Origin of the sequence: Iamia sp. SCSIO 61187, assembly GCF_019443745.1 — a bacterium.
GTDB lineage: Bacteria > Actinomycetota > Acidimicrobiia > Acidimicrobiales > Iamiaceae > Iamia.
The window spans coordinates 3250820-3271538 of the sequence record NZ_CP050948.1; the positions used below are offsets into that span (position 1 = coordinate 3250820).

The window sequence follows — 20719 nt, forward strand, 5'->3', positions numbered from 1 at the left end:
CTAGCCGCACCTGGCTCTCCCGTCGCCGGCCGGGCGGACCTCCGTCCACCTGCGACCGGGAGACCTCCATGCCCCGACCCGACTGGCTCATCGCCGACGACTACGTCGACACCGAGCTCGGCACCCTGAAGACCGGCAAGGAGGCCGAGATCCGCGTGCTCGAGCGGACCAGCCTCGACGGCGCCCGCCGCCACCTCCTCGCCGACAAGCGCTACCGCCCCAAGACCGTCAGCCACAAGGGCGAGCTCGAGGCGCTCGGCTTCACCACGGCCGCCACCTTCCGCAACGACGTCGGCTACCGCGAGGGCCGGGGCCCACGGGACAGCCGCGGCCGGCGGGCGGTGGCGAACATGAGCCGCTACGGCCGCCAGCTCGTCCGGGCCGACTGGGTCGGCCACGAGCACGACGTCCTCCTCGCCCTGTGGGAGGCCGGCGTCCCCGTGCCGTACCCGGTGGGCACGGACCGCCAGACCTCGGTGGTCCAGCAGTACCTCGGCGACGACGACGGCGCCGCCCCGCGCCTGGCCCAGGCCCGGCTCGGCCCGAGCCAGCTGGCCGCGGCGTGGGACCAGCTCGTCGACGCGGTGCGGACGACCACGCGGGCCGGGTGGGTCCACGCCGACCTCTCCGCCTACAACCTCCTCTGGTGGGAGGAGCAGGTGTGGGTGATCGACGTCCCCCAGGCCGTCGACCTGCACGCCGCCACCAACGGCTACGAGCTGCTCCACCGCGACGTCGTCAACGTGTGCCGCTGGTTCGCCTCCCGGGGCGTCGACGGGGCCGAGGACCCCGACGCCGTCCTCGGGACGGTGCTGGGGTGACTAGAAGCCGAGGCGGTTGAGCTTGTCGGGCCGGCGCTGCCAGTCCTTCTCGACCTTGACCGCCAGCTCGATGAACGTCCCCTCGGGGAGCTGCTCGCGCACCCGGGTGCCGACCTCCTTCAGGACGCTCCCGCCCTTGCCGATCACGATCCCCTTCTGGGAGTCGCGCTCGACGAGGATCTCGACGCGGATGCGGTCGTCCTCCCACTCGGTGACCCGGCAGGCGATCGAGTGGGGGACCTCGTCGTGGGTGACGGCCAACAGCTGCTCGCGCACCAGCTCGGCGACCCACACGTCGTCGGGCGTCTCCCGCACCACCTCGTCGGGGTAGAACGGCGGGCCCTCCGGCATGCGGGCGACCAGCAGCCTCAGCAGGGTGTCGACGCCCTCGCCCGTGCGGGCCGACACCGGCACGTACTCGGAGAAGCCCAGCTCGGACACCGCCACCAGCTGGGCCAGGACCTGGTCCTTGGACGCCAGGTCGACCTTGTTGATCACCACGATGCCGCTCTTCGGGACCCGGGCGGCGACGAACCGGTCGCCGGGGCCGACCTTGGCGGTGGCGTCGATGACGAGGCAGGCGACGTCGACGTCGGGGATCGACGACGTGGCCGTGTCGTTGAGCCGCTGGCCGAGCGTCGTGCGGGGCTTGTGGACGCCGGGGGTGTCGACGAAGACGATCTGGACGTCCTCGTCGGCCCCGTCGACCTCGGTGACGGCGTGGAGGACGCCCCGCACCTGCGAGCGCGTGGTCTGGGGCTTGTCCGAGGTGATCGCCACCTTGGAGCCGAGGATCTGGTTGACGAGCGTGGACTTGCCGACGTTGGGCCGGCCCACGAGCGTCACGAAGCCGGACCTCATGGCGCGTCACCCGCAGGGTCGCCGACGGGGTCGACGCCCGGCTCGGCCTCCGGGGTCACCCGGACCCGCACGATGCGGTGGCCCTCGACGCACTCGGCCTGGAGGCGCACCCCGTCGACCACGGCCTCCTCACCCTCGGAGGGGATGTGCCCGAGGGCCTGGACGAGCACGCCCCCGACGGTATCGACGTCGTCGTCCGGGAGCCTGATCCCCAGCACCTGGCGAGCGTCGTCGATCGTCAGGCGGGCGTCGACGCGGTACGACCCGTCGCCCACCGGCTCGGCCCGGGCGTCCTCGTCGTCGAACTCGTCGACGATCTCCCCGACCAGCTCCTCGATGAGGTCCTCCAGGGTGACGATGCCGGCGGTGCCGCCGTACTCGTCGACCACGATCGCCATGTGGAACGTCTCGGCCTGCATCTCCCGGAGCAGCTCGGCGACGCGCTTGGTCTCGGGGACGAAGCGGGCGGGACGCATGGCCGCGGTGACCGGGTCCTGGCCGTGGCCCTCGCGCTCGACCCGCATGAGGTCGCGGGCGAACACCAGGCCGACGACCTCGTCGAAGCCCTCACCCCCCTCGTAGACGGGGAGCCGGCTGAGACCGTGCGCCAGCACCGTCTCGATGGCCTCGGACGCGCTGGCGGTCGACGTCACCGCCACCACGTCGGTGCGGGGCACCATCACGGTGCGGACGATGGTGTCGCCGAACTCGAGGATGCGATGGATCAGCTGCCGCTCCTCGTCCTCGATCGTCTCCTGCTCCGCCGCCTCCTCGGCCATGGCGAGCAGCTCGTCCTGGGTGACGAACGGCCCCTCGCGGAGCCCCTTTCCGGGCAGCAGGACGTTGGTGAGGCCGATGAGCGCCTTGGAGACCATGCGCAGCGGCCAGAGGATCGTGAGGGCCCGGATGGGGCGGGCGGCGAGCAGCCCGGCGGTGTCGGGGTGCTGCAGCGCCCAGGTCTTGGGAGCGGCCTCGGCCAGGACGAACACGACCACCACGTTCACGAACAGGGCGACGGGCACGCCCCAGCTGCCGAAGAGCTCCTCGGCCAGCAACGTCGTGAGGGCCGTCTGGGCCGACTGCACGATGAGCACCACGAGCAGCAGCGGGTTGATGAACGCCTCGGGGCGGCTGACGAGCCACACGAGGGACCCGCCCGCCCGTCGGCCCTCCTCGCGCAGGGCGGTGGCCCGCGCCTTGGTCATGCGGGTCAGACCGGTCTCGGCGATGGCCAGGAAGATCAGCCCGAGGAGCAGCACCACGAGGGCGCTGAGCATGGCCAGGGTCGCCGGGCTCACCCGCCGCTCCACGGGTCGCCGGCGAGGGGGCCGTGGTGGGCCGCCAGCAGCTCGCGCTCGCGCTGCTGCATCGTCTCCCGCTCGTCGTCCTCGGCGTGGTCGTGGCCCAGGAGGTGGAGGGCCCCGTGCACGACCAGGAGGGCGAGCTCGTCATCGTCGGAGCCGGCGTGGCCGGCAGCGCCGGCCCACGCCACGACCGGGCAGATCACCACGTCGCCCACGACACCGGGCGGGGCATCTCCGTTCCCCCCGGTGGCGGCGAGGCCGTCGATCGGGAAGGCGAGCACGTCGGTCGGCCCGGTCCCGCCCATGTGGGCCTGGTTGAGGGCGGCCATGGCCGACGGCGAGACGAAGGTCAGCCCCGCCGCGGCCCCGGCGGGCACGCCCTCGGCGTGGAGCACGGCGGCCAGCAGGGCGCCCCAGCGGGGGCCGTCGACCTCCTCGTCGCTGTCCTCGGTCACGGTGACCTCGACCGACCGGGGCCCGGCCCGGCCGATCATCGTCGCCGGTCGGAGCGGCCCGCCTTGGGCGCGGCTGCCGAGGCCCGGTCGTAGGCGTCGACGATGTCGGCCACGATGCGGTGGCGGACGACGTCGCGCCGGTCCAGGTGCACGAACGACAGCCCCTCGATGCCGCCGAGGGTCGCCTCGAGGCCGTCGAGGCCGCTCCCCCCGCCCTGCACGTCGACCTGGGTGGTGTCACCGGTGACGACGGCCCGGCTCCCGAACCCGATGCGGGTGAGGAACATCTTCATCTGCTCGGGTGAGGTGTTCTGGGCCTCGTCGAGGATGATGAAGCTCTGGTTGAGGGTGCGCCCCCGCATGAACGCCAGCGGGGCCACCTCGACCGCGCCCCGCTCGAGGAGCCGCTGGCTGCCCTCGGTGCCGACCATGTCGTTGAGGGCGTCGTAGAGCGGCCGCAGGTACGGGTCGACCTTGGCCATCAGGTCCCCGGGCAGGAACCCGAGCCGCTCCCCCGCCTCGACCGCCGGCCGGGTGAGGATGATGCGGTCGACCGTCTTGGCCTGGAGCGCCTGGACGGCCATGGCCACCGCCAGCCACGACTTGCCGGTGCCCGCCGGCCCCAGGCCGAAGGTGACGATGTTGCGGGCGATGGCGTCGACGTAGCGCTTCTGGCCCGCCGACTTGGGCTTCACGCTCTTGCCCCGCCCGGCCCGCAGGACCTCGGCGGTGAGCACCTCCGACGGGCTTTCGTGGGCCCGCACCATGTCGATGGTGCGGCCCAGGGTGGCCGGCTCCAGCAGCTCGCCCCGCTGGACGAGCGTGACTAGCTCGTCGACGAGGCGCGCCACCTCTCCGACGTCGTCGCCGTCGATGACCACCTCGTTGCCCCGGACCACGACCCGCGTGCCGGGGAAGGCCGCCTCGATCAACCGGAGGTGCTCGTCGTGGGTCCCGAGCAGGGGCGCCATCAGGTGGTTGCCGGGGACCTCGATCTTCACCTGCGTGGACGCCAACGATCCTCCGGACCGGCGCCCGGCCGATCCGGCACGCCGGGCCCCAGCGTACCGCCGGTGCCCGCCCGGCCGCCCGGTCGTTCCGCGGCGCGTCCCGCGGTGGCCGGGGGCGCGTAGGTTCACGCCATGGGTGAGGACCTGGTCGGCGACATCACCCGCTGGCTGGCCGAGCAGCGGGCCGACGCCGCCGTGGCCTCGCGGGCCCGGGAGCGCTGGCTCCGGCAGGCGGCCGACGAGGAGGCCGTCGTCGCCGGGGTCCTGCTCGACCTGGCCGAGCGGGCCGCCACCGTCGTGGTCCAGGGCGTCGCCAACCGGACCCACCGCGGCCTGGTGCGGGCCGTGGGCGAGGACTTCGTCGCCCTGCGGACGGGCAACGGTGACGTCCTCGTCCCCTTCGACGCCATCGTCGCCATCCGGGCCGAGGGCCAGCCCACCGGCGGTGGGGAGCGGGCCCACGCCCTCGACATCGCCTTCGCCGAGGCGGTGGCGGCCATCGCCGGCGACCGGCCCCGGGTGCTGGCGGTGTCCCGCGACGGCACCGGGCTGTCGGGCCAGGTGCGCTCGGTGGGCCGGGACGTGGCCGTGCTGCGCCTGGCCGACGGGGCCGACGTGGTCTACGTGCCGCTGGCCTCGCTGGCCGAGCTGGCCGTCGTCGAGGGCTAGGGCGACTCGGTCGCGGCGTCGACCGGGACGGCGTCGGGGTAGAGGTGCTCCAGGCTGCCGGGCTCGATCCGGCAGGTCTGGATGAAGGCGTCGACCTCCTGCTCCTGGAGGCGGATCACCCGTCCCAGCCGGTAGGCGGGCAGCTGCCCGCCGTCGATGAACCGGTAGAGCGTCCGGGGTGTGATGCCGAGTCGCTTGGCCGCCTCGGCGGTGCTGAGCCATCGGGGTGAGTCGGTCACGGGACCGATCCTACCCCGCGACGCGTCTCCGACACCCTCGTTGCACGACGGCCCCCTCCGGCCCCTCTGCACGCACCGGGCGATCCGGCCGCCCGCCCGTCGTGCGGTCCGCCGCCGCCGGGGTGGTCACCCCCCGGACCCCGGTGGCGGCGAGGTTTGGCGCCGGGCGTCGAGCGGTACGACCCGGCGGTCGCACCCCACCGAGGGACCACCATCGCGAAAGGACGTCGTGGCCGCCACCCAGACACGACCCCCAGTGCTCGACAAGGGCACGGGCCCCCCGGCGGGGGAGGGTTCGAGCGGACGCAGGATCCGGCCCCGGCGAGGGCTGCCGGGAGGGCGGGCCGTGGTCGGTGGGCTCCTGGTGGCGGTGGCCGCGGTCGGCATCTTCGCCGCCGTCTCCGGCGCCGGCCGCGGGCCCAGCACCCGGTACTACGTCGCCGCCCGCGACATCGCCCCCGGCTCGACGCTCGGCCCCGACGACCTCGAGGCCGTCGCCATCGAGGTCCCCGACCGGCTCGAGGGCCGGGTCTTCTCCGACCCGGACGCCCTCGTGGGGGCGATCGCCGTCGGCCCCCTGTCGGAGGGTGAGCTCATCCAGGCCGGCGGGCTGGCCACCGGCACCGACGCCGAGATCCCCACCTTCTCGGTGGCCGTCGCCCAGGCCGACGCCAACGCCGGGGAGCTGTCGCGCGGCGACTACGTCCACGTCCTCGCCACCTACGGCACCGACACGTCGGCCACGACCGTCACCCTCAGCGCCGACGCCCGGGTGGTGAGCCTCTCCGAGGACGACGACTCGCTCGCCGCCGCCGGCCAGGTCGTCGTCCGCCTCCAGGTGCCGACGGCCGAGGAGCGGATCGCCATCGTCAACGCCAGCACCGCCGGCAAGATCAGCCTCATCCGGGTCAGCGGGGCCGAGGACGTCGACGTGGCCGAGGTCTTCCGGCCGTCGGTCGAGGTCGACCCGGCGACCGGCGGGTCCACCACGACGACCACCGAGCCGGAGGACGAGGGGTCGGGCGGCTGATGGCCGTCGAGCGCTACGTCCTGCTCGGACTGGGCACCAGCCGCTCGCCGTGGTTCACCGAGGTCGCCCGCTGGGCCACCGTCGGCTCCATCCCGGCCGACTTCGTCAAGTGCGTCGCCGCCGAGGAGGTGCAGGTCCGGCTGACGAGCGGCCGCCCCTTCAGCGCCCTGCTGATCGACGCCACCACCGGTGCCGTCGACCGCGACCTCCTCGACACCGCGGCGCGCCACCAGGTCGCCGTGCTGGTCGTCGACGGGACCGCCCCCGGCGCCGGTCCGGCGTGGACCGAGCTGGGGGCCGCTGCGGTGCTGCCCCCGACCCTGCGCAGGGAGCAGCTGCTCGACGCCCTCGGCGAGCACGCCCGCATGATCGGCTCGGCCACCGAGCTCCCCCTCGACCCGGCCGACGTCCCCGACCCCCCGACGGCGCTGGGCACCCTCGTCGCCGTCACCGGCAGCGGCGGCACCGGGGCGTCGACGCTGGCCATGGCCATCGCCCAGGGCCTGGGCCAGGCCGAGGGCACCCGCGCCCTGGGCCGCCCCGTGCTCGCCGACATGTGCCTCGACGCCGACCAGGCCATGCTCCACGACGCCCGCGACATCGTCCCCGGCCTCCAGGAGCTGGTCGACGCCCACCGCAGCCGCCGGCCCCGTCCCGACGAGGTGCAGGCCCTCACCTTCGACGTGGTGAACCGGGGCTACAACCTCCTGCTCGGCCTCCGGCGGCACCGGGACTGGGCGGTGCTCAAGCCCCGCAGCTTCGAGGCCGCCCTGCTCGGGCTCCGCGACGCCTTCGGCGTGGTGGTCGCCGACGTCGACGACGACCTGGAGGGCGAGGCCGAGTGCGGGTCGATCGACGTCGAGGAGCGCAACGTCATGGCCCGGACCATCGCCAGCCGGGCCGACGCCGTGGTGGTCGTGGGCGCCCCCGGGATCAAGGGCATGCACGGCCTCGTCCGGACGGTGAACCGGTTGCGCGAGCACGGCGTCCCGCCCGAGCGGATCCTCGCCGTGGTCAACCGCTCGGCCAAGACGGCCAAGGGTCGGGCCGAGCTGACCCGCAGCTTCGCCGACCTGAGCGGGGCCCGCGTCGGCGGCGTCGCCGTGGTCGGCCCGGTGCACGTGCCCGAGCGCCGGGGGCTCGACGAGATCCTCCGCGACGGTGGCCGGTTGCCGCAGTCGCTCACCGAGCCCGTGACCCGCGCCCTGGCCGACCTGCTGAGCCGGGCCCCGGTCGGCCCGGCGGCGACCGAGCCGACCCCGGTGCCCATCGCCCCCGGCGAGCTGGGCTCCTGGGCCGAGGAGGAGGCACTCGGGTGAGCGTGCGAACCGAGCAAGAGCAACGGGTGAGCGTGCGAGCCGAGCAAGAGCAACGGGTGAGCGTGCGAGCCGAGCAGGAGCGCAACGGATGAGCAGCGACGTGGACGTCAGCCCGCTGGAGGAGATCGAGCGGGCCGTGCTCGACCGGGCCAAGGGCGTCGCCCTCGACATGGGCAGCGCCGACGGGAACGCCCGGCTGCGGGCGCTCATCGAGGACGAGGTGGCCCAGTGGTCCGCGGACCACAAGCGGGGGCTGCGGGCCTTCGACCTGTCCGACCCGGCCACGGTGGTCGAGCGGGCCTACCGCAACCTGTGCGGCTACGGGCCCCTCGCCCCCCTCGTCGAGGACGACGACGTGTGGGAGGTGATGATCAACGCCCCCGACGAGATCTTCGTCAAGCGCCACGTCGGGCCCTCGGGGTACCACGACGAGGTCTTCCACGACGACGCCCACGTCATCCGGACCCTGACCAAGATCATCGACGACGCCTCCGGCGCCCACCGGAAGCTCGACCCCGCCGAGGGGCTGCAGGACGCCCAGCTCGACAACGGCGCCCGCCTCCACATCGTCCACGGCGACATCGCCCGCGGCGGCCACGTCATGGTGAACATCCGGAAGTTCACCGGGGTCGTGTTCCGCAACCTCGACCAGCTCGTCGACCGCGACATGCTGTCCCGCCCCGTGGCCGCCTTCCTCAAGGCGTGCGTGCGGGCCAACAGCTCGGTGATCTTCGCCGGGGCCCCCGGCTCGGGGAAGACGACGATGCTCTCGTGCTGCGCCGCCGAGCTCGACCCCCGGCTCCGGGTGGTGACGGCCGAGGAGGTCTTCGAGGTCGACATCCCGCTCCCGAACGTGGCGTCGATGCAGACCCGGGCGGCGCGGCCCGAGCGGGCGGCGGTCGACCTCCGCCGCCTGGTCGCCGGCTTCCTCCGCATGGCCCCCGACGTGGCCATCGTCGGCGAGGTCCGCGACCGCGAGGCCCTCCCGCTGCTGCTCACCCTCTCGTCGGGGGTGAAGGGCTTCACCACCATCCACGCCGGGTCGGCCCGCCAGGCCCTGTCCCGCCTCCGGTTCATCTGCCAGCTGTCCGACAACGACCTGCCCCTCAGCGCCCTCAACAGCCTCGTCACCGAGGCCATCGACGTGGTGGTCCACTGCGCCCGCACCCCGGAGGGCCCGCGGGTCACAGAGGTCATCGCCGTCGAGGACCTGTCGGCCAGCCCCGACGGCAACGCCTTCACCGTCACCGAGCTGTTCCGCCGCGACGGCATCGACGCCCCGCTCACCTGGACCGGCCAGCTCCCCCAGCGCCTGGAGCGCCCCTTCCGGGACGCCGGCTACGACCTGCGGTCGATCCTGGACGACGCCCGCGCGCACCCGACGGCCGCGGGGAACGGCAGCGGAGGGCGTCGGTGAGCCCGCTCGTCGCCCTCGTCCTCGCCCTCGCCGGCGCCTACGGCGTGCACCTGCTGTACACCGCCGTCGCCCTCGACTGGAAGGGACTCGCCCCCGGACCCCGGGTCGAGCGCCGCACCCGGACCCGGCGGGGCCCGCAGGACTGGCTGATCCAGGCCGGGCTCGACGACGTCCAGCCGGTGGAGTTCGTCGCCGTGGTCGGCGTGCTCGGGCTGGTGGGAGGGGCGTTCGGCTACGCCATCTTCGCCTCCCCGATCCCCGCCCTGGCCCTGGGTGCCTTCGCCGCCAGCTTCCCGATCGCCTCCTACCGGAACCGGCGGCGGACCCGGCGCACGGTGGCCCAGGAGGCCTGGCCCCGCATGATCGAGGAGATCCGCATCCTCACCGGGTCGTTGGGCCGGTCGGTCCCCCAGGCGCTGTTCGAGGTGGGCCAGCGGGGCCCGCAGGAGATGCGGGCGGCGTTCGACGCCGCCCACCGCGAGTGGCTCATCTCCACCGACTTCCCCCGCACGGTGGCCGTGCTGAAGGACCGCCTCGCCGACCCCACCGCCGACGCCACCTGCGAGACCCTGCTGGTCGCCCACGAGATCGGCGGCTCGGACCTCGACAGCCGCCTGCGCGACCTCATCGAGGACCGCATCCAGGACGTGCAGGGCCGCAAGGACGCCCGGGCCAAGCAGGCCGGCGTCCGCTTCGCCCGCACGTTCGTGCTGGTGGTGCCGCTGGGCATGGCCACCGCGGGCGTGTCGGTCGGCGAGGGCCGGGCCGCCTACGCCACCGCCGGCGGGCAGCTGGCCGTCGTCGCCGCCATCGGCATGATCATCGGCTGCTGGGTGTGGGCCGGGGCGATCATGCGGCTGCCCGAGGAGGAGAGGGTGTTCGAGCGATGAGGAGGGGTGGGTCCGCATGACGCGGCTCTTCGTGCTCTCGGGCCTGGTCCTCTGGGTCGGGGCGACGCTGCTGCTGTCGACGACGCGGTGGTTCGCCCGCCGCCCGCTCACCGAGCGCCTGCGTCCGTACACCCCCGGTGGGCTGGCGCCGGGCAAGGGGGGCGGGCTGCTGTCGCTGGAGAGCTTCCGCGACGTCGTCGGCCCCGTGTCGCGGGGCGTGGGCGAGCAGGTCGCCCGGCTGTTCGGCGTCAGCGAGGACCTCGGCATCCGCCTCACGCGCATCCACTCGCCCCTCGACGTCACCGCCTTCCGGGTCCGCCAGCTCGGGTGGGTCGTGGCCGCCTTCGGGCTCGGCGCCCTGGCGTCGGTCGCCCTCGGCCTCCCGGTCCCGGTGGGCATCCTGCTCACCTTCGGGGCGCCCCTCCTGGCGTTCCTCCTGCTCGAGCAGCAGATCTCGGCCGCCTCGAAGCGGTGGCAGCGCAGCCTGTTCCTGGAGCTGCCGGTGGTGAGCGAGCAGATCGGCCTGCTCCTCTCGGCCGGCTACTCGCTCTCGGGTGCCCTGGCCCGGGTGGCCCAGCGCAGCAACGGTGTCTGCGCCCGCGACATCTCCCGGGTGATCGGACGGGTCCGCCAGGGGCTCAGCGAGACCGACGCCCTGCGCGAGTGGGCTGCGCTGGCCGACGTCGACGGCGTCGACCGGCTGGTCCACGTGCTCGCCCTCAACCGCGAGGCGAGCGACCTGGGCCGCCTGATCAGCGAGGAGGCCCGGGCCATCCGCCGCGACGTCCACCGCGAGCTGCTCGAGCACATCGAGCGCCGGGGCCAGCAGGTGTGGATCCCGGTCACGGTGGCAACGCTGATCCCCGGCGTCATCTTCTTGGCCGTCCCCTTCACCCAGGCCCTCTCGCTCTTCTCGGGCTCCTGATCCCCCACCACGGAGGCACACCATGCAGACCCTCAGCTCGACCCTCGACCACAGCGCCCTCGCCACCTACACGTGGGTGCGCTCCGGCCTGGTGCACGCCCGGCACCGGCTCGAGACCGAGGACCGGGGCGAGGGCGTGATCTCGGCCGCCATCGTGGTGCTGATCATGGCCTTCCTCGGCGTGTTGATGTGGGGCGCCTTCAAGCTGCTCTTCCAGGGCGCGTCCACCAAGACCTCCAACCAGGTCGACCAGATCGGCTCGTGACCGTCCCCACGGCGCCGCCCCGCGACCGGGAGCGGGGCCAGAGCCTCGTCACCTCGGTCGCGGCCATCGCCGTGTTCCTCGGGTTCCTGATGTTCGCCGTGCACATCTGCGTGAACCTGTACGCCAACACCACCGTCACGGCCAACGCCTACGACGCCGCCCGGCGGGTGGCCCGGGCCGAGGCCGAGGGCGGGCGGGCCGGCGCCGCCGCCCGGGCCGAGGCCGACCTGCGCGACAACCTGGGGCGCTACTCGTCCCGCATCGAGGACATCGACTGGACGCTCGGCGACGACGTGATCGAGCTGCGCATCGTCGTCGACAACCCCAGCTTCTTGATCTTCAGCGACGCCGACGTGGGGGTCGGCCGGATCGACAAGACGGTGAGGGTCCGGGTGGAGAAGGTCCGGTGAGGGTCGCCCACCACCGCCCGCCGGCGGCACCCGGCGGGGCGGCCCGGGAGCGGGGGTCCGCCGGCGCCGAGGTCCTGCCGTTCTGCGTGCTGATCTTCGTCTTCGGCACGCTGCTGCTGGTCAACGCATGGGGCGTGATCGACGCCAAGTTCGCCGTCACCTCGGCGGCCCGGGAGGCGGCCCGCACCTACGCCGAGAGCGACGGCGGGTTCGCCGGCGAGGAGGCCGCCCGCGACGCCGCCGAGGACGCCATCGCCTCCTACGGCCGGACGCCGAGCCGGATGGAGCTGAGCGAGCCCACCGGCGCCTTCGTCCGCTGCGGCACGGTGTCGTACACGGCGAGCTATCCCGTGCCGGCCCTGCAGATCCCGGTCATCGGGGGCTTCGGCCGGGCCTTCGACGTGACGTCGTCCCACAGCACGCGCATCGACCGGCTCCGGGCCGGGCTCGACGCCGCCTCCGCGTGCTGAGCCACCACCACCCCGACACCGGCGCCGGGACCGGCCGGGACCGGGGGTCGTCGCTGATGCTCATGCCGGCGGCGGTGCTCGTCTTCGTCGTCCTGGGGGCGTTCTGCGTCGACTTCGGGGCCATCCACCTGGGCCAGCGCGAGCTGGTGACGGCGGCCCAGGGGGCGGCCAACGACGCCGCCGCCGCCGGGTTCGACGAGGCCGCGTTCTACGGCGGCGGCGCCGTCACCCTCGACCCCGTCGCCGCCCGCCAGGCCGCCGAGGTGTCGCTGGCCGACAACGCCCCCGGCGCCGAGATCACCCGGTTCTCGGTCGACGAGGCCGAGGCCACCGTCGAGATCGCCGTCACCATCGACGTCGAGACGGTGTTCTCCAAGGCCCTGCCCGGCGGGCCCGACACCGTGGCCGTCACCGGCCGGGCCACCTCCGACCTGGCCCAGTAGGCCCCCTCCTCCTCCTCCTCCTCATGATCTCTCGTGTCATCTCGCGCACGGCGGGGTAGGCCGGTCCCGTGCCCGAGCGTCCGCCCACCACCCACCGCGTCGTCACCGGTGACGACGGCCGGCCGGTGCTGGTGAAGCGGGCGACCGACCCGGCGGCCGCGGCCCGCCTCACCGGCGAGGCCACCATCCTGCGCGCCCTCGCCCACCCCGGCGCCGTGCAGGTCGTCGCCCACCACCGCGGGCCCACCGGCACCGAGCTCCACCTCGCCTGGGTCGGCCCGCACTCGCTGGCCACCGTCGCCGGGCTGCCCCCGCCCGCCGCCGCCGACATCGTCGCCCAGGTCGCGACCACCGTGGCCGACCTGCACCGGGCCGGCATCGTCCACGGCCGGATCACCGCCGACCACGTCCTGCTCGCCGCTGACGGGCGGGCGGTGCTCACCGGCTTCGCCGACGCCTCCCGGTCCGGCGCGGTCGACCCCGCTGTCGACGTCGCCGCCCTCGGGGCCCTGCTCACGTCGCTGGTGGTCCCGTCCGACGGGGGGCCGGTCATCCCCGACCGGCGCCGGGCCCACGCTGGCGACGACGGCCGCCGGGCGACACTGCTGACCCTGGCCGACCGGGCCCAGGCCGACGACCCGGCCGCCCGCCCGGCGGCGGGTGAGCTGGCCGCGTCGATCCGCGACGCCGTCGGCCCGCCCACCCGCTCCCGCCGCGCTCGTCCGCCGCGGGAGCACGAGTCCCGGGCCCGCCGGGTGGCGCTCCCCCGCCCAGGCCGGCGCACCCTCTCCGGAGTCGCCCTCGGCGCCATCGTGGCCGCCACCGCGGCGGCCGCGGCCTGGATCGCCCCGTCGTCGGCGGACCCGGGGCCCGACAGGGCCGTCCCGACCACCACCGCCCCCCCGCCGACGGACCCGCCCCGCAGCACGACCACCCTCGACGTCCGCCCGGCCCCCACCACCACGGCCCCGGCGCCGACCGCCCCGGACACCACCACGACCACCGCCCCGGGGTGCGCACCGGCCGGCGGTGCGGTCACGGCCGACGTCGACGGTGACGGCTGCCCCGAGGCCGTGGTCGTCGAGGGCGAGCGGGTCACCGTCGAAGGCACGACCTGGCGGGCCGGCGAACCCGGCGACCTCGCCGTGGTCGCCGACTGGGACTGCGACGGCCGGGCGACGGTGGCCACCCTGCGGACCCGCACCGGCGAGGTGTTCGTGTTCGACCGCTGGGTCGAGCCGGCCGAGGCCCTGACGGTCAGCGCCGTCAGCCAGGTGGCCGGGGCGACCGGCCTTCGGGCCGCCGACCCCGACGGCGACGGTTGCGCCGTGCTGGTGGCCGATCGGGGCGACCAGGAGCCGATCGTCGTGGACGTGGCCGCATGACCCGCACGTTCGGCCCCACCCCGCCCGCACCGGCCCAGGAGGTCGCCGACCCGGCGTGGCGGCGCCTGCTCGTGGGGGCGGCCTGGATCGTCGGCCTGGTCGCGACCATCCTGATCCTCAACCGGCTGGGGTCGGGCCAGCTGTCGACCCCGCCGCTGCTCGACCGGTCCGAGCTGCAGCTGTGGCTCGACGACCGCGACGTGGTCGTCGCCGCCTTCGCCCTGATCCGGCTCGTCGGCCTGGCCCTCGCCTGGTACCTGCTGGTCGTCACCGTCCTGGGCCTGGCCGCCCGGCTCAGCCGCATCCCCGCCCTGGTGCGGCTGGCCGACGCGGCCACCCTCCCGGCGGTGCGCAAGATCCTCGGCGCCGTCGCCGGGGTGGGCCTCACCGCGTCGGCGGCGAGCCTCATGGCTGCCAACCTCTTCCCCGACCAGGCGCCCGGCCCCGGCGGCGGGTCGGCGATGGCCGACAACCAGGTCGTGCTCGAGCGGCTGCCCGACGGCGACGACGTGATCCTCCGCCGGCTGCCCGACGCCGAGGGGACGTCGACCCTCGAGGTGGAGGACGTACCGGCCGCCGAGTCCTCGGAGCGGACCTGGACCGCCGCCCCCGGCGACCACCTCTGGCACATCGCCGAGGCGACCCTGGCCGACGCGTGGGGCCGGGCACCGACCGACGCCGAGGTGGTCCCCTACTGGACCGGCCTCATCGAGACGAACCGCGACGTGCTGGTCGACCCGTCCAACCCGGACCTCATCCACCCGGGCCAGACGTTCCAGCTGCCCCCGCCCCCGCCCGCCCCGTAGCCCCACGGATGGTGCCAGGCACCTTCCGTGTCCGGCCACGAATGGTGCCAGGCACCTTCCGTGGCCTCTCCGCACCTTCACCAACGCACCGCCCGGCAGGAGATCAGGCATGGGCCGTCCGCACCGCCGTGAGTCCGAGACCGGCATCCATCACGTGATGAACCGCGGGGTCGACCACCAACCGATCTTCCGCACGGACGCGGACCGCATCGAGCTCGGAGAACGGCTGTCAGACATCCACGGGCGGTTCGACGTCGTCACGCTGGCGTACTGCCTGATGGGCAACCACCTCCACCTCGTGCTGCGGGCCCCCGCGGGGGTCCTGCCCGAGGCGATGCACCACCTGACCAGCGTCTACAGCCGCCGCTTCAACGCGCGCCACGGCCGAGACGGGCCCCTCTTCAACGGGCGGTACCGCTCCATCCCCGTCGAGACCGACGGCTACCTGCTGTGGGTCACCCGCTACGTCCATCGGAACCCCCTCGACATCGCCGGCATCCGATCGCCCCGCGAGTACAGGTGGTCGAGCTACCGGGCCTACCTCGGGCTGCGCCCCGCTCCGACCTTCCTCGACGTCCGGCCGGTCCTGGACCTCGTGGGCGGCCCGGAGGAGCTCGCGTCCCTCACCGAGGGAGACGGTCGAGCCCCGCTGCGCGGGACCGGCGACGTCACCCAGCTGGTTCGATGCGGCCTCGCCGTGGCGGACCTGGCCACCAGCGACGCAGACCGCCCCGCCGCCAAGGTCGAGCGGACCCTGCTGGTGCTCCTCGCCGAACGATCTGACGACCCGGAGCTGAGGCGGGCGGTCGCGGCCCAGCTGGGCCCGCGCCGCCCGGAGGCCGCCCGCGAGGCCGTCCGCCGAGCCGAAGCCCGCCGGCTGGACGACCCCACGGTGGCGTGGACGCTCGAGTGGGTCGAGCAGCAGCTCGCAACCGCGTCGTGAGCCACGGAAGGTGCCTGGCACCTTCCGTGCGGGCCGGCCCCCCGTCAGGTAGCTAGGCGAGGGCGGCGGCGGAGAGGGCGTCGGGGCGGCGGCGGCGGGCGCCGACCCGGGCGGTGCCGAGGGCGGCGTGCACCGCGGCGACGGTGCCGGCGACGTCGTCGGGGACGACGGCGTCGACCACGCCCATGTCCCGGAGACGGCTGCTGGTCAGGGCCAGGTGCTCGGCCACCTCCGGGGCGCGCGAGGCGTCGCGCTCGAGGATGACGGCGGCGCCCTCGGGGGCGATGACGGAGAAGACGGCGTGCTCCTGGATCAGCAGCTCGTCGGCCCAGGCCAGGGCCAGGGCGCCCCCGCTGCCCCCCTCCCCGACGCACACGGCGACGGTGGGGACGGGGACGGCGTCGTAGGCGGCGAAGGTCGCGGCGATCTCGGCCGCGACGCCGGCGTTCTCGCTGGCCGGTCCCGGGTCGGCACCCGGGGTGTCGACCAGGCTGACGACGGGGATCCCGAGCCGTCCGGCCAGGGCCACCGCCCGCTGGGCCTGCCGGAACCCCTGGGGTGTGGGCCGCCCGCCGGCGGTGTGGCGATCGGAGGCCACGACCACGACCCTCCGGCCGGCGACCGTCGCCAGCGCGGTGCGGACCGTCGGGTCGGGTGCGGCCAGGTCCGTCCACGACGAGGCCAGGGCGGCGGCCACGTCGATGCCGGTGGGACGGTCCGCCCGGCGCGCCGCGACGACCTCGGACCACGCCCCCGTGGCCCCGTCGTCGGGCGGGCCGACGGCGTCGTCGACGGCCCGGAGCCGGGCCACGGGCGGGGCCTCGCCCAGGCCGAGGGCGGCGTCCACCCAGCGGTCCAGCTCGGCGGCCGGCACCACGGCGTCGACCAGCCCGGCGGCGTGGGCGGTCTCGGCCGAGTGCGAGACGCCGGCCACCGACTCGCCGGTCGTGTCGGCCACGATGCGCGGCCCGGCGAAGCCGATCACGGCGCCGGCCTCGGCCACCCGCAACGAGCACGTCGAGGCGTAGGAGGCGAACACGCCGCCCGTCGTGGGTGAGCGGAGGACGGCGATCGACAGCAGGCCGGCCTCGGCGTGGCGGCGCACGGCGGCCACCGTCCGTCCCAGCTGGACGAGCGACACCATGCCCTCCTGCATGCGGGCCCCGCCGCTGCGGGTCACGCACACGACCGGGAGCCCGAGGGCGGTCGCCCGGTCGAAGGCCCGCACCACCCGCTCGCCGTGCACCACCCCCATGGACCCACCCAGGACGTCGAAGCGGCCCTCGACCCGCACGTGGGTGGCGGTGCGGCCGGTGGTGACCGACTCCTCGCCCAGCCGGTCGGCGTACCCGGGGAAGCGGAGGGGGTCGGCGCTGCCCAGGTCGTCGTCCCAGACCTCGGTCCACTGCACGGCCACGGCGTGCAGCCTGGCGGGAGGAGCCGACGCGACGCCAACCCGCCCCAGGTCAGAGGGGGACGCGGAGCCGCATGGCGACCTCGTTGGCGAGGAGGCGCCCGGCCCGGGTGAGGACGAGTCGGTCGCCGTCGTCCTCCACCAGGTCGGCGACCACGGCCCGGTCGTCGGGGGCGAGGGCCGCGGCCGGGACGCCGGCCTCGGTCCGGAGCGAGAGCTGCAGGCCCTCGAGGACCCGCTGGTCGGGGTCGAGCCGCTCGGACCCGGCGACCGGGTCCCGGCCCTCCTCGACGGCCCGGACGTAGGACTCGATCTTGGGGTAGGTCCACGAGCGGACCCCGTCGCGGTGGCCGTGGGCCGCGCACCCGATGGCGACGTACTCCCCCATCGACCAGTACAGGAGGTTGTGGCGGCACCGGTGGCCGGGCCGGGCCCAGTTCGAGATCTCGTACCACTCGAACCCGGCGGCCTCGAGCCGGCGGGCGACGACCTCGTACTTGTCGGCCTGGTCGTCGTCAGCCGGGTGGCGGGCCCGGTCGCGCGCCAGCGGGGTGCCGCCCTCGACGGTGAGGGCGTAGGCGCTGACGTGGTCGGGCTCGAGGGCCAGGACCCCCTCGACGGTGGTGGTCCAGTCGGCCACGGACTCGCCCGCTCCGCCGTAGATCACGTCCAGGTTGACGTCGAGGCCGGCGCTGCGTGCCGCGGCGACCGCCGGGGCCACCGCCTCGCGCGGGTGCTGCCGGCCCAGGGCGGCCAGGACGTGCGGGACCAGCGACTGCACGCCGAGCGAGATGCGGGTGACGCCGCCGGCGGCGTAGGCGTGGGCCCTGGCCTCGTCGAGGTCCTCGGGGTTGCACTCGACGGTGACCTCGGCGTCGGCCGCCACGGGGAGCGCAGCGGGCACGGCGAGCAGCAGGTCGGGGGCGACCCGCGACGGTGTCCCGCCGCCGACGAAGACGGTGCCGACCGACGCCAGCCCGGGGGCCAGCCGCTCGGCGTGGGCCCGGCACGCACCCATGTACTGCTCGATCAGGTGGTCGCGGTCGGTCCAGGTCGCGAAGGCGCAGTAGTCGCACTGGTGCCGGCAGAACGGCACGTGCAGGTAGGCACCGATGGCTCCGGAGGACGAACCTCCGGACGGCGTGCCCCCCGGCGGCGTGGTCAGCGGGAGTAGCTCAGGCCCAGCTCGTCGAGGCGCTTGACCGCGCCCTCCTCGCTGGTGTCGAGGATGCAGGCGATGGTGCGCAGGTCGTCGCGGCGGATGGTGAGCACCCGGCCGTTGAAGTCCTGGCGCTGGACCTGGATCATCGTGAGGTAGCGGGTCAGCATCTCGGCGGCCACGCCGCTCAGGGCGTCGAGGCGGGTGAGGTCGATGACGACCTTGCGGCGGTCCGGCAGGGTGACGGTGAGGTCGAGGACGTCGTCGTCGGCGTCGCGGTCGCGGGGCAGCAGCTGGTCGACGGGCACGTTGTAGAACCGGGCCAGGCGCTGCAGGCGGGGCACCGAGATGGCTCGCTCGCCCCGCTCGTAGGCGCCGAGGACCGACGCCTTGAACTCCTGCTCGGACGCCTCCTCGGCCTCCTGGAGCGACAGGCCCTTCTGACGCCGGATGGACCGCAGGCGCTCACCGACCTTGCGGCCGTACAGCTGGGAGGCTGCGTCCTCGATCTCGCTGTCGATGATGCTCATCGCCGTGTCTCTCCTGCGGTGGGTCCCGATCGGAACCGACGGGTGGGTGCCGGGGGGATCGCACCCAGACTACGGCTGGCCATCCCCCGGCTCAGCGACCACACTACGTCGTGGGAGCTGGGCGATCAACCACCGTGCGTGCTCGACGGTGCGGGGCCCTCGGCGACGAGCCCGTGGCGGAGGGCCACGAGCAGCCCGCCGGCGGCGACCGCCGCCGTCTCGGCCCGCAGGACGGTCGGGCCGAGGGCGACGCGCGCCGGCGCGGCGGCGCGCTCGGCGTCGGACCACCCGCCCTCGGGACCGACGAGGACCACGGGCCGGGCCAGGGTCGGGACCGACCCCCCCGGGTCGGCCAGGGCCACTCCCTCGCTGGTCAAGGCGTCGGCGACGGGCACGCCGACGCGGATCGCGGGCAGCCGGCAGCGGCGGCTCTGCATGGCGGCCTCGCGCGCCACGCGGGCCAGGCGGTCGGCGTGGCCGGCGCCCCGCGCCCCCTCCCACCGCACGACCGAGCGATCGGCCACCAGGAGCCAGATGGTGTCGACGCCGAGCTCGGTGAGCTTCTGGACGGCCCACTCCGGCCGCTGGCCCTTCACCGGGGCCAGGCCGATGGTGACGGGCGGCTCCGGGGCCGGGTCGTCGACCACGTCGCCGGTCACCTCGACCTCGGCCCCGAACCGGGCGGCCCGCCACCGGCCGGCGCCGTCGGAGACCGTCAGGGCGTCGCCGGGCCGGAGCCGCAGGGCCTTGGCCAGGTGGTGACGGTCGCGGTCGTCGAGCTCGGGCCGCTCGAGGTCGGCCACGAAGACGTGCGGACCGGTGCCCCGGCCGAGCATCTACTTGAAGGCCGAGCGGAACTTGGACAGCAGCCCCGTGTCGGGGGGCGCTACGTCCTCGCCCCCCAGGGCGGCCAGCTGCCGGTAGAGCGCCTCGCGCTCCTCGTCGAGGGTCTCGGGGACGTCGACGACCACGGTGACGAGCAGGTCGCCGCGACCGCGGCCCCGCACCCGCGGGACGCCCAGGCCCCGGAGGCGGAACACGTGTCCGGGCTGCGTGCCTCGGGGGACGGTGATCTCCTCGACCCCGTCGAGCGTCTCCAGGACGAGCTCGACGCCCAGGGCGGCCTGGCTGGGGCTGATGTGCAGGTCGTGGTGGAGGTCGTCGCCGTCGCGGGTGAACCGGGCGTGGGGCGCGACCCGCAGGTGGACGTACAGGTCGCCGGCGGGCCCGCCCCGGGGACCGGCGGGGCCGTAGCCGGGCAGGCGCAGGGTGTTGCCGGCGGCGACGCCCGGCGGGATGTCGACGGGGTAGGTGCGCTCGACCGGGCGCCGCCCCTCGCCGCCGCAGTCGGGGCACGGCGTCGGGATGACCTGGCCCAGGCCGCCGCACTGCGGGCAGGGCCGGGCCGTGACCATCTGGCCCAGCATCGACTGGCGGACCTGGCGGACCTGTCCGGCCCCGTCGCAGGTGGGGCAGGTGTCGGGGTGGGTCCCGGGCGCGGCGCCCGTCGCCTCGCAGGTGTCGCACGGCGACGGCACCTGGGCCGTCACCGGGGCGTTGGTGCCGAACACCGCCTCCTCGAAGGTGAGGTCGATGACGACCTCCATGTCGCCCCCCCGGGGCGGGCCGCCGCGACGGCCGCCACCGAAGCCCCCGCCGCCGTTGCCGCCGAAGAAGGCGTCGAAGATGTCGCCGAGCCCCCCGCCGAAGGCGTCGCCCAGGTCCGGCCCGCCGGGGCCGTCGGTCCCGTAGGTGTCGTAGCGCTGGCGCCGAGCGGGGTCGGACAGCACCTCGTAGGCCTGGGCCACCTGCTTGAAGCGGGCTTCGGCGCCGGGGTCGTCGGGGTTGGCGTCGGGGTGGTGCTGGCGCGCCAGCCGCCGGTAGGCCTTCTTGATCTCCTCGGCGGTGGCGGAGCGCGACACGCCGAGGACGGCGTAGAGGTCATCGGCCATGG

24 protein-coding genes are annotated in these 20719 nt (G+C 75.0%); 14 read left to right on the forward strand and 10 right to left on the reverse strand.

Annotated elements, in window-relative coordinates; genetic code table 11:
- The first annotated feature begins 68 nt into the window (after window positions 1-68).
- Complete coding sequence (locus HC251_RS15450; RefSeq protein ID WP_219941488.1) at window positions 69-821, forward strand: RIO1 family regulatory kinase/ATPase; 753 nt, start codon at window positions 69-71, stop codon at window positions 819-821.
- Here HC251_RS15450 and era read toward each other — a convergent pair whose 3' ends face one another.
- The 4 genes from era to HC251_RS15470 are packed head-to-tail and all read right to left on the reverse strand — an operon-like array spanning window position 822 to window position 4457.
- Window positions 822-1682 (reverse strand): GTPase Era, encoded by an 861-nt coding sequence (gene era, locus HC251_RS15455; RefSeq protein WP_219941489.1) that lies wholly within the window; start codon window positions 1680-1682, stop codon window positions 822-824. It lies immediately after the preceding gene.
- Window positions 1679-2980 (reverse strand): hemolysin family protein, encoded by a 1302-nt coding sequence (locus HC251_RS15460; RefSeq protein WP_219941490.1) that lies wholly within the window; start codon window positions 2978-2980, stop codon window positions 1679-1681. The genes era and HC251_RS15460 overlap by 4 nt, the downstream gene beginning before the upstream one ends.
- Complete coding sequence (ybeY, locus tag HC251_RS15465) at window positions 2977-3441, reverse strand: rRNA maturation RNase YbeY (RefSeq protein WP_219941491.1); 465 nt, start codon at window positions 3439-3441, stop codon at window positions 2977-2979. The genes HC251_RS15460 and ybeY overlap by 4 nt, the downstream gene beginning before the upstream one ends.
- A gap of 35 nt (window positions 3442-3476) precedes the next feature.
- Window positions 3477-4457, reverse strand: coding sequence for a PhoH family protein (locus HC251_RS15470; RefSeq protein ID WP_255566438.1), 981 nt, complete (start codon window positions 4455-4457; stop codon window positions 3477-3479).
- A gap of 126 nt (window positions 4458-4583) precedes the next feature.
- Between HC251_RS15470 and HC251_RS15475 the strand changes: the two genes are divergently transcribed.
- Window positions 4584-5120, forward strand: a complete 537-nt coding sequence (locus HC251_RS15475) for a hypothetical protein (protein ID WP_219941492.1) — start codon at window positions 4584-4586, stop codon at window positions 5118-5120.
- On the opposite strand, the gene HC251_RS15480 is transcribed toward HC251_RS15475, so the two are convergent.
- A complete protein-coding gene (locus tag HC251_RS15480; RefSeq protein WP_219941493.1) occupies window positions 5117-5359 on the reverse strand; it encodes a helix-turn-helix domain-containing protein in 243 nt (80 codons plus the stop codon). The genes HC251_RS15475 and HC251_RS15480 overlap by 4 nt on opposite strands.
- A gap of 346 nt (window positions 5360-5705) precedes the next feature.
- On the opposite strand from HC251_RS15480, the gene HC251_RS15485 reads away from it, so the two are divergent.
- The 12 genes from HC251_RS15485 (at window position 5706) to HC251_RS15540 (ending at window position 15662) form a co-directional block, all read left to right on the forward strand.
- The gene (locus HC251_RS15485) at window positions 5706-6389 is read left to right on the forward strand and encodes an SAF domain-containing protein (protein WP_219941494.1); all 684 of its coding nucleotides are present in this window, start codon (window positions 5706-5708) and stop codon (window positions 6387-6389) included.
- Window positions 6389-7708 (forward strand): hypothetical protein, encoded by a 1320-nt coding sequence (locus HC251_RS15490; RefSeq protein WP_219941495.1) that lies wholly within the window; start codon window positions 6389-6391, stop codon window positions 7706-7708. Before HC251_RS15485 ends, HC251_RS15490 begins: the two co-directional genes overlap by 1 nt.
- 88 nt (window positions 7709-7796) lie before the next feature.
- Window positions 7797-9125, forward strand: a complete 1329-nt coding sequence (locus tag HC251_RS15495) for a CpaF family protein (RefSeq protein ID WP_219941496.1) — start codon at window positions 7797-7799, stop codon at window positions 9123-9125.
- Complete coding sequence (locus HC251_RS15500; RefSeq protein WP_219941497.1) at window positions 9122-10015, forward strand: type II secretion system F family protein; 894 nt, start codon at window positions 9122-9124, stop codon at window positions 10013-10015. Before HC251_RS15495 ends, HC251_RS15500 begins: the two co-directional genes overlap by 4 nt.
- Before the next feature lie 16 nt (window positions 10016-10031).
- The gene (locus HC251_RS26045; RefSeq protein WP_219941498.1) at window positions 10032-10940 is read left to right on the forward strand and encodes a type II secretion system F family protein; all 909 of its coding nucleotides are present in this window, start codon (window positions 10032-10034) and stop codon (window positions 10938-10940) included.
- Between the two features lie 22 nt (window positions 10941-10962).
- Window positions 10963-11205, forward strand: a complete 243-nt coding sequence (locus HC251_RS15510; protein WP_219941499.1) for a hypothetical protein — start codon at window positions 10963-10965, stop codon at window positions 11203-11205.
- On the forward strand, window positions 11202-11615 hold the full coding sequence (locus HC251_RS15515; RefSeq protein ID WP_219941500.1) for a hypothetical protein: 414 nt from the start codon (window positions 11202-11204) through the stop codon (window positions 11613-11615). The genes HC251_RS15510 and HC251_RS15515 overlap by 4 nt, the downstream gene beginning before the upstream one ends.
- A complete protein-coding gene (locus HC251_RS15520; protein WP_219941501.1) occupies window positions 11612-12085 on the forward strand; it encodes a hypothetical protein in 474 nt (157 codons plus the stop codon). The genes HC251_RS15515 and HC251_RS15520 overlap by 4 nt, the downstream gene beginning before the upstream one ends.
- Window positions 12079-12528, forward strand: a complete 450-nt coding sequence (locus HC251_RS15525; protein WP_219941502.1) for a hypothetical protein — start codon at window positions 12079-12081, stop codon at window positions 12526-12528. The genes HC251_RS15520 and HC251_RS15525 overlap by 7 nt, the downstream gene beginning before the upstream one ends.
- A gap of 68 nt (window positions 12529-12596) precedes the next feature.
- Window positions 12597-13913, forward strand: a complete 1317-nt coding sequence (locus tag HC251_RS15530; protein WP_219941503.1) for a hypothetical protein — start codon at window positions 12597-12599, stop codon at window positions 13911-13913.
- Window positions 13910-14719 (forward strand): LysM peptidoglycan-binding domain-containing protein, encoded by an 810-nt coding sequence (locus HC251_RS15535; RefSeq protein WP_219941504.1) that lies wholly within the window; start codon window positions 13910-13912, stop codon window positions 14717-14719. Before HC251_RS15530 ends, HC251_RS15535 begins: the two co-directional genes overlap by 4 nt.
- Window positions 14720-14828: 109 nt before the next feature.
- Window positions 14829-15662 carry a transposase gene (locus tag HC251_RS15540; protein WP_219941505.1) on the forward strand — a complete coding sequence of 278 codons (834 nt, stop codon included), beginning with the start codon at window positions 14829-14831 and terminating at the stop codon, window positions 15660-15662.
- A gap of 52 nt (window positions 15663-15714) precedes the next feature.
- Here the strand turns inward: HC251_RS15540 and HC251_RS15545 are convergent, their stop codons facing one another.
- The 5 genes from HC251_RS15545 to dnaJ all read right to left on the reverse strand — a co-directional run bounded on the left by HC251_RS15545 (window position 15715) and on the right by dnaJ (window position 20717).
- Window positions 15715-17079 carry a carboxyl transferase domain-containing protein gene (locus HC251_RS15545; protein WP_219941506.1) on the reverse strand — a complete coding sequence of 455 codons (1365 nt, stop codon included), beginning with the start codon at window positions 17077-17079 and terminating at the stop codon, window positions 15715-15717.
- A gap of 49 nt (window positions 17080-17128) precedes the next feature.
- Complete coding sequence (gene hemW, locus HC251_RS15550) at window positions 17129-18172, reverse strand: radical SAM family heme chaperone HemW (protein WP_219941507.1); 1044 nt, start codon at window positions 18170-18172, stop codon at window positions 17129-17131.
- Between the two features lie 65 nt (window positions 18173-18237).
- Window positions 18238-18765: a transcriptional regulator gene (locus tag HC251_RS15555; RefSeq protein ID WP_219941508.1), complete on the reverse strand. Its 528-nt coding sequence runs from the start codon at window positions 18763-18765 to the stop codon at window positions 18238-18240.
- 125 nt (window positions 18766-18890) lie between these two features.
- Window positions 18891-19601 carry an RsmE family RNA methyltransferase gene (locus HC251_RS15560; RefSeq protein WP_219941509.1) on the reverse strand — a complete coding sequence of 237 codons (711 nt, stop codon included), beginning with the start codon at window positions 19599-19601 and terminating at the stop codon, window positions 18891-18893.
- Window positions 19602-20717, reverse strand: a complete 1116-nt coding sequence (gene dnaJ / locus HC251_RS15565; RefSeq protein ID WP_219941510.1) for a molecular chaperone DnaJ — start codon at window positions 20715-20717, stop codon at window positions 19602-19604.
- Window positions 20718-20719: the final 2 nt, after the last annotated feature.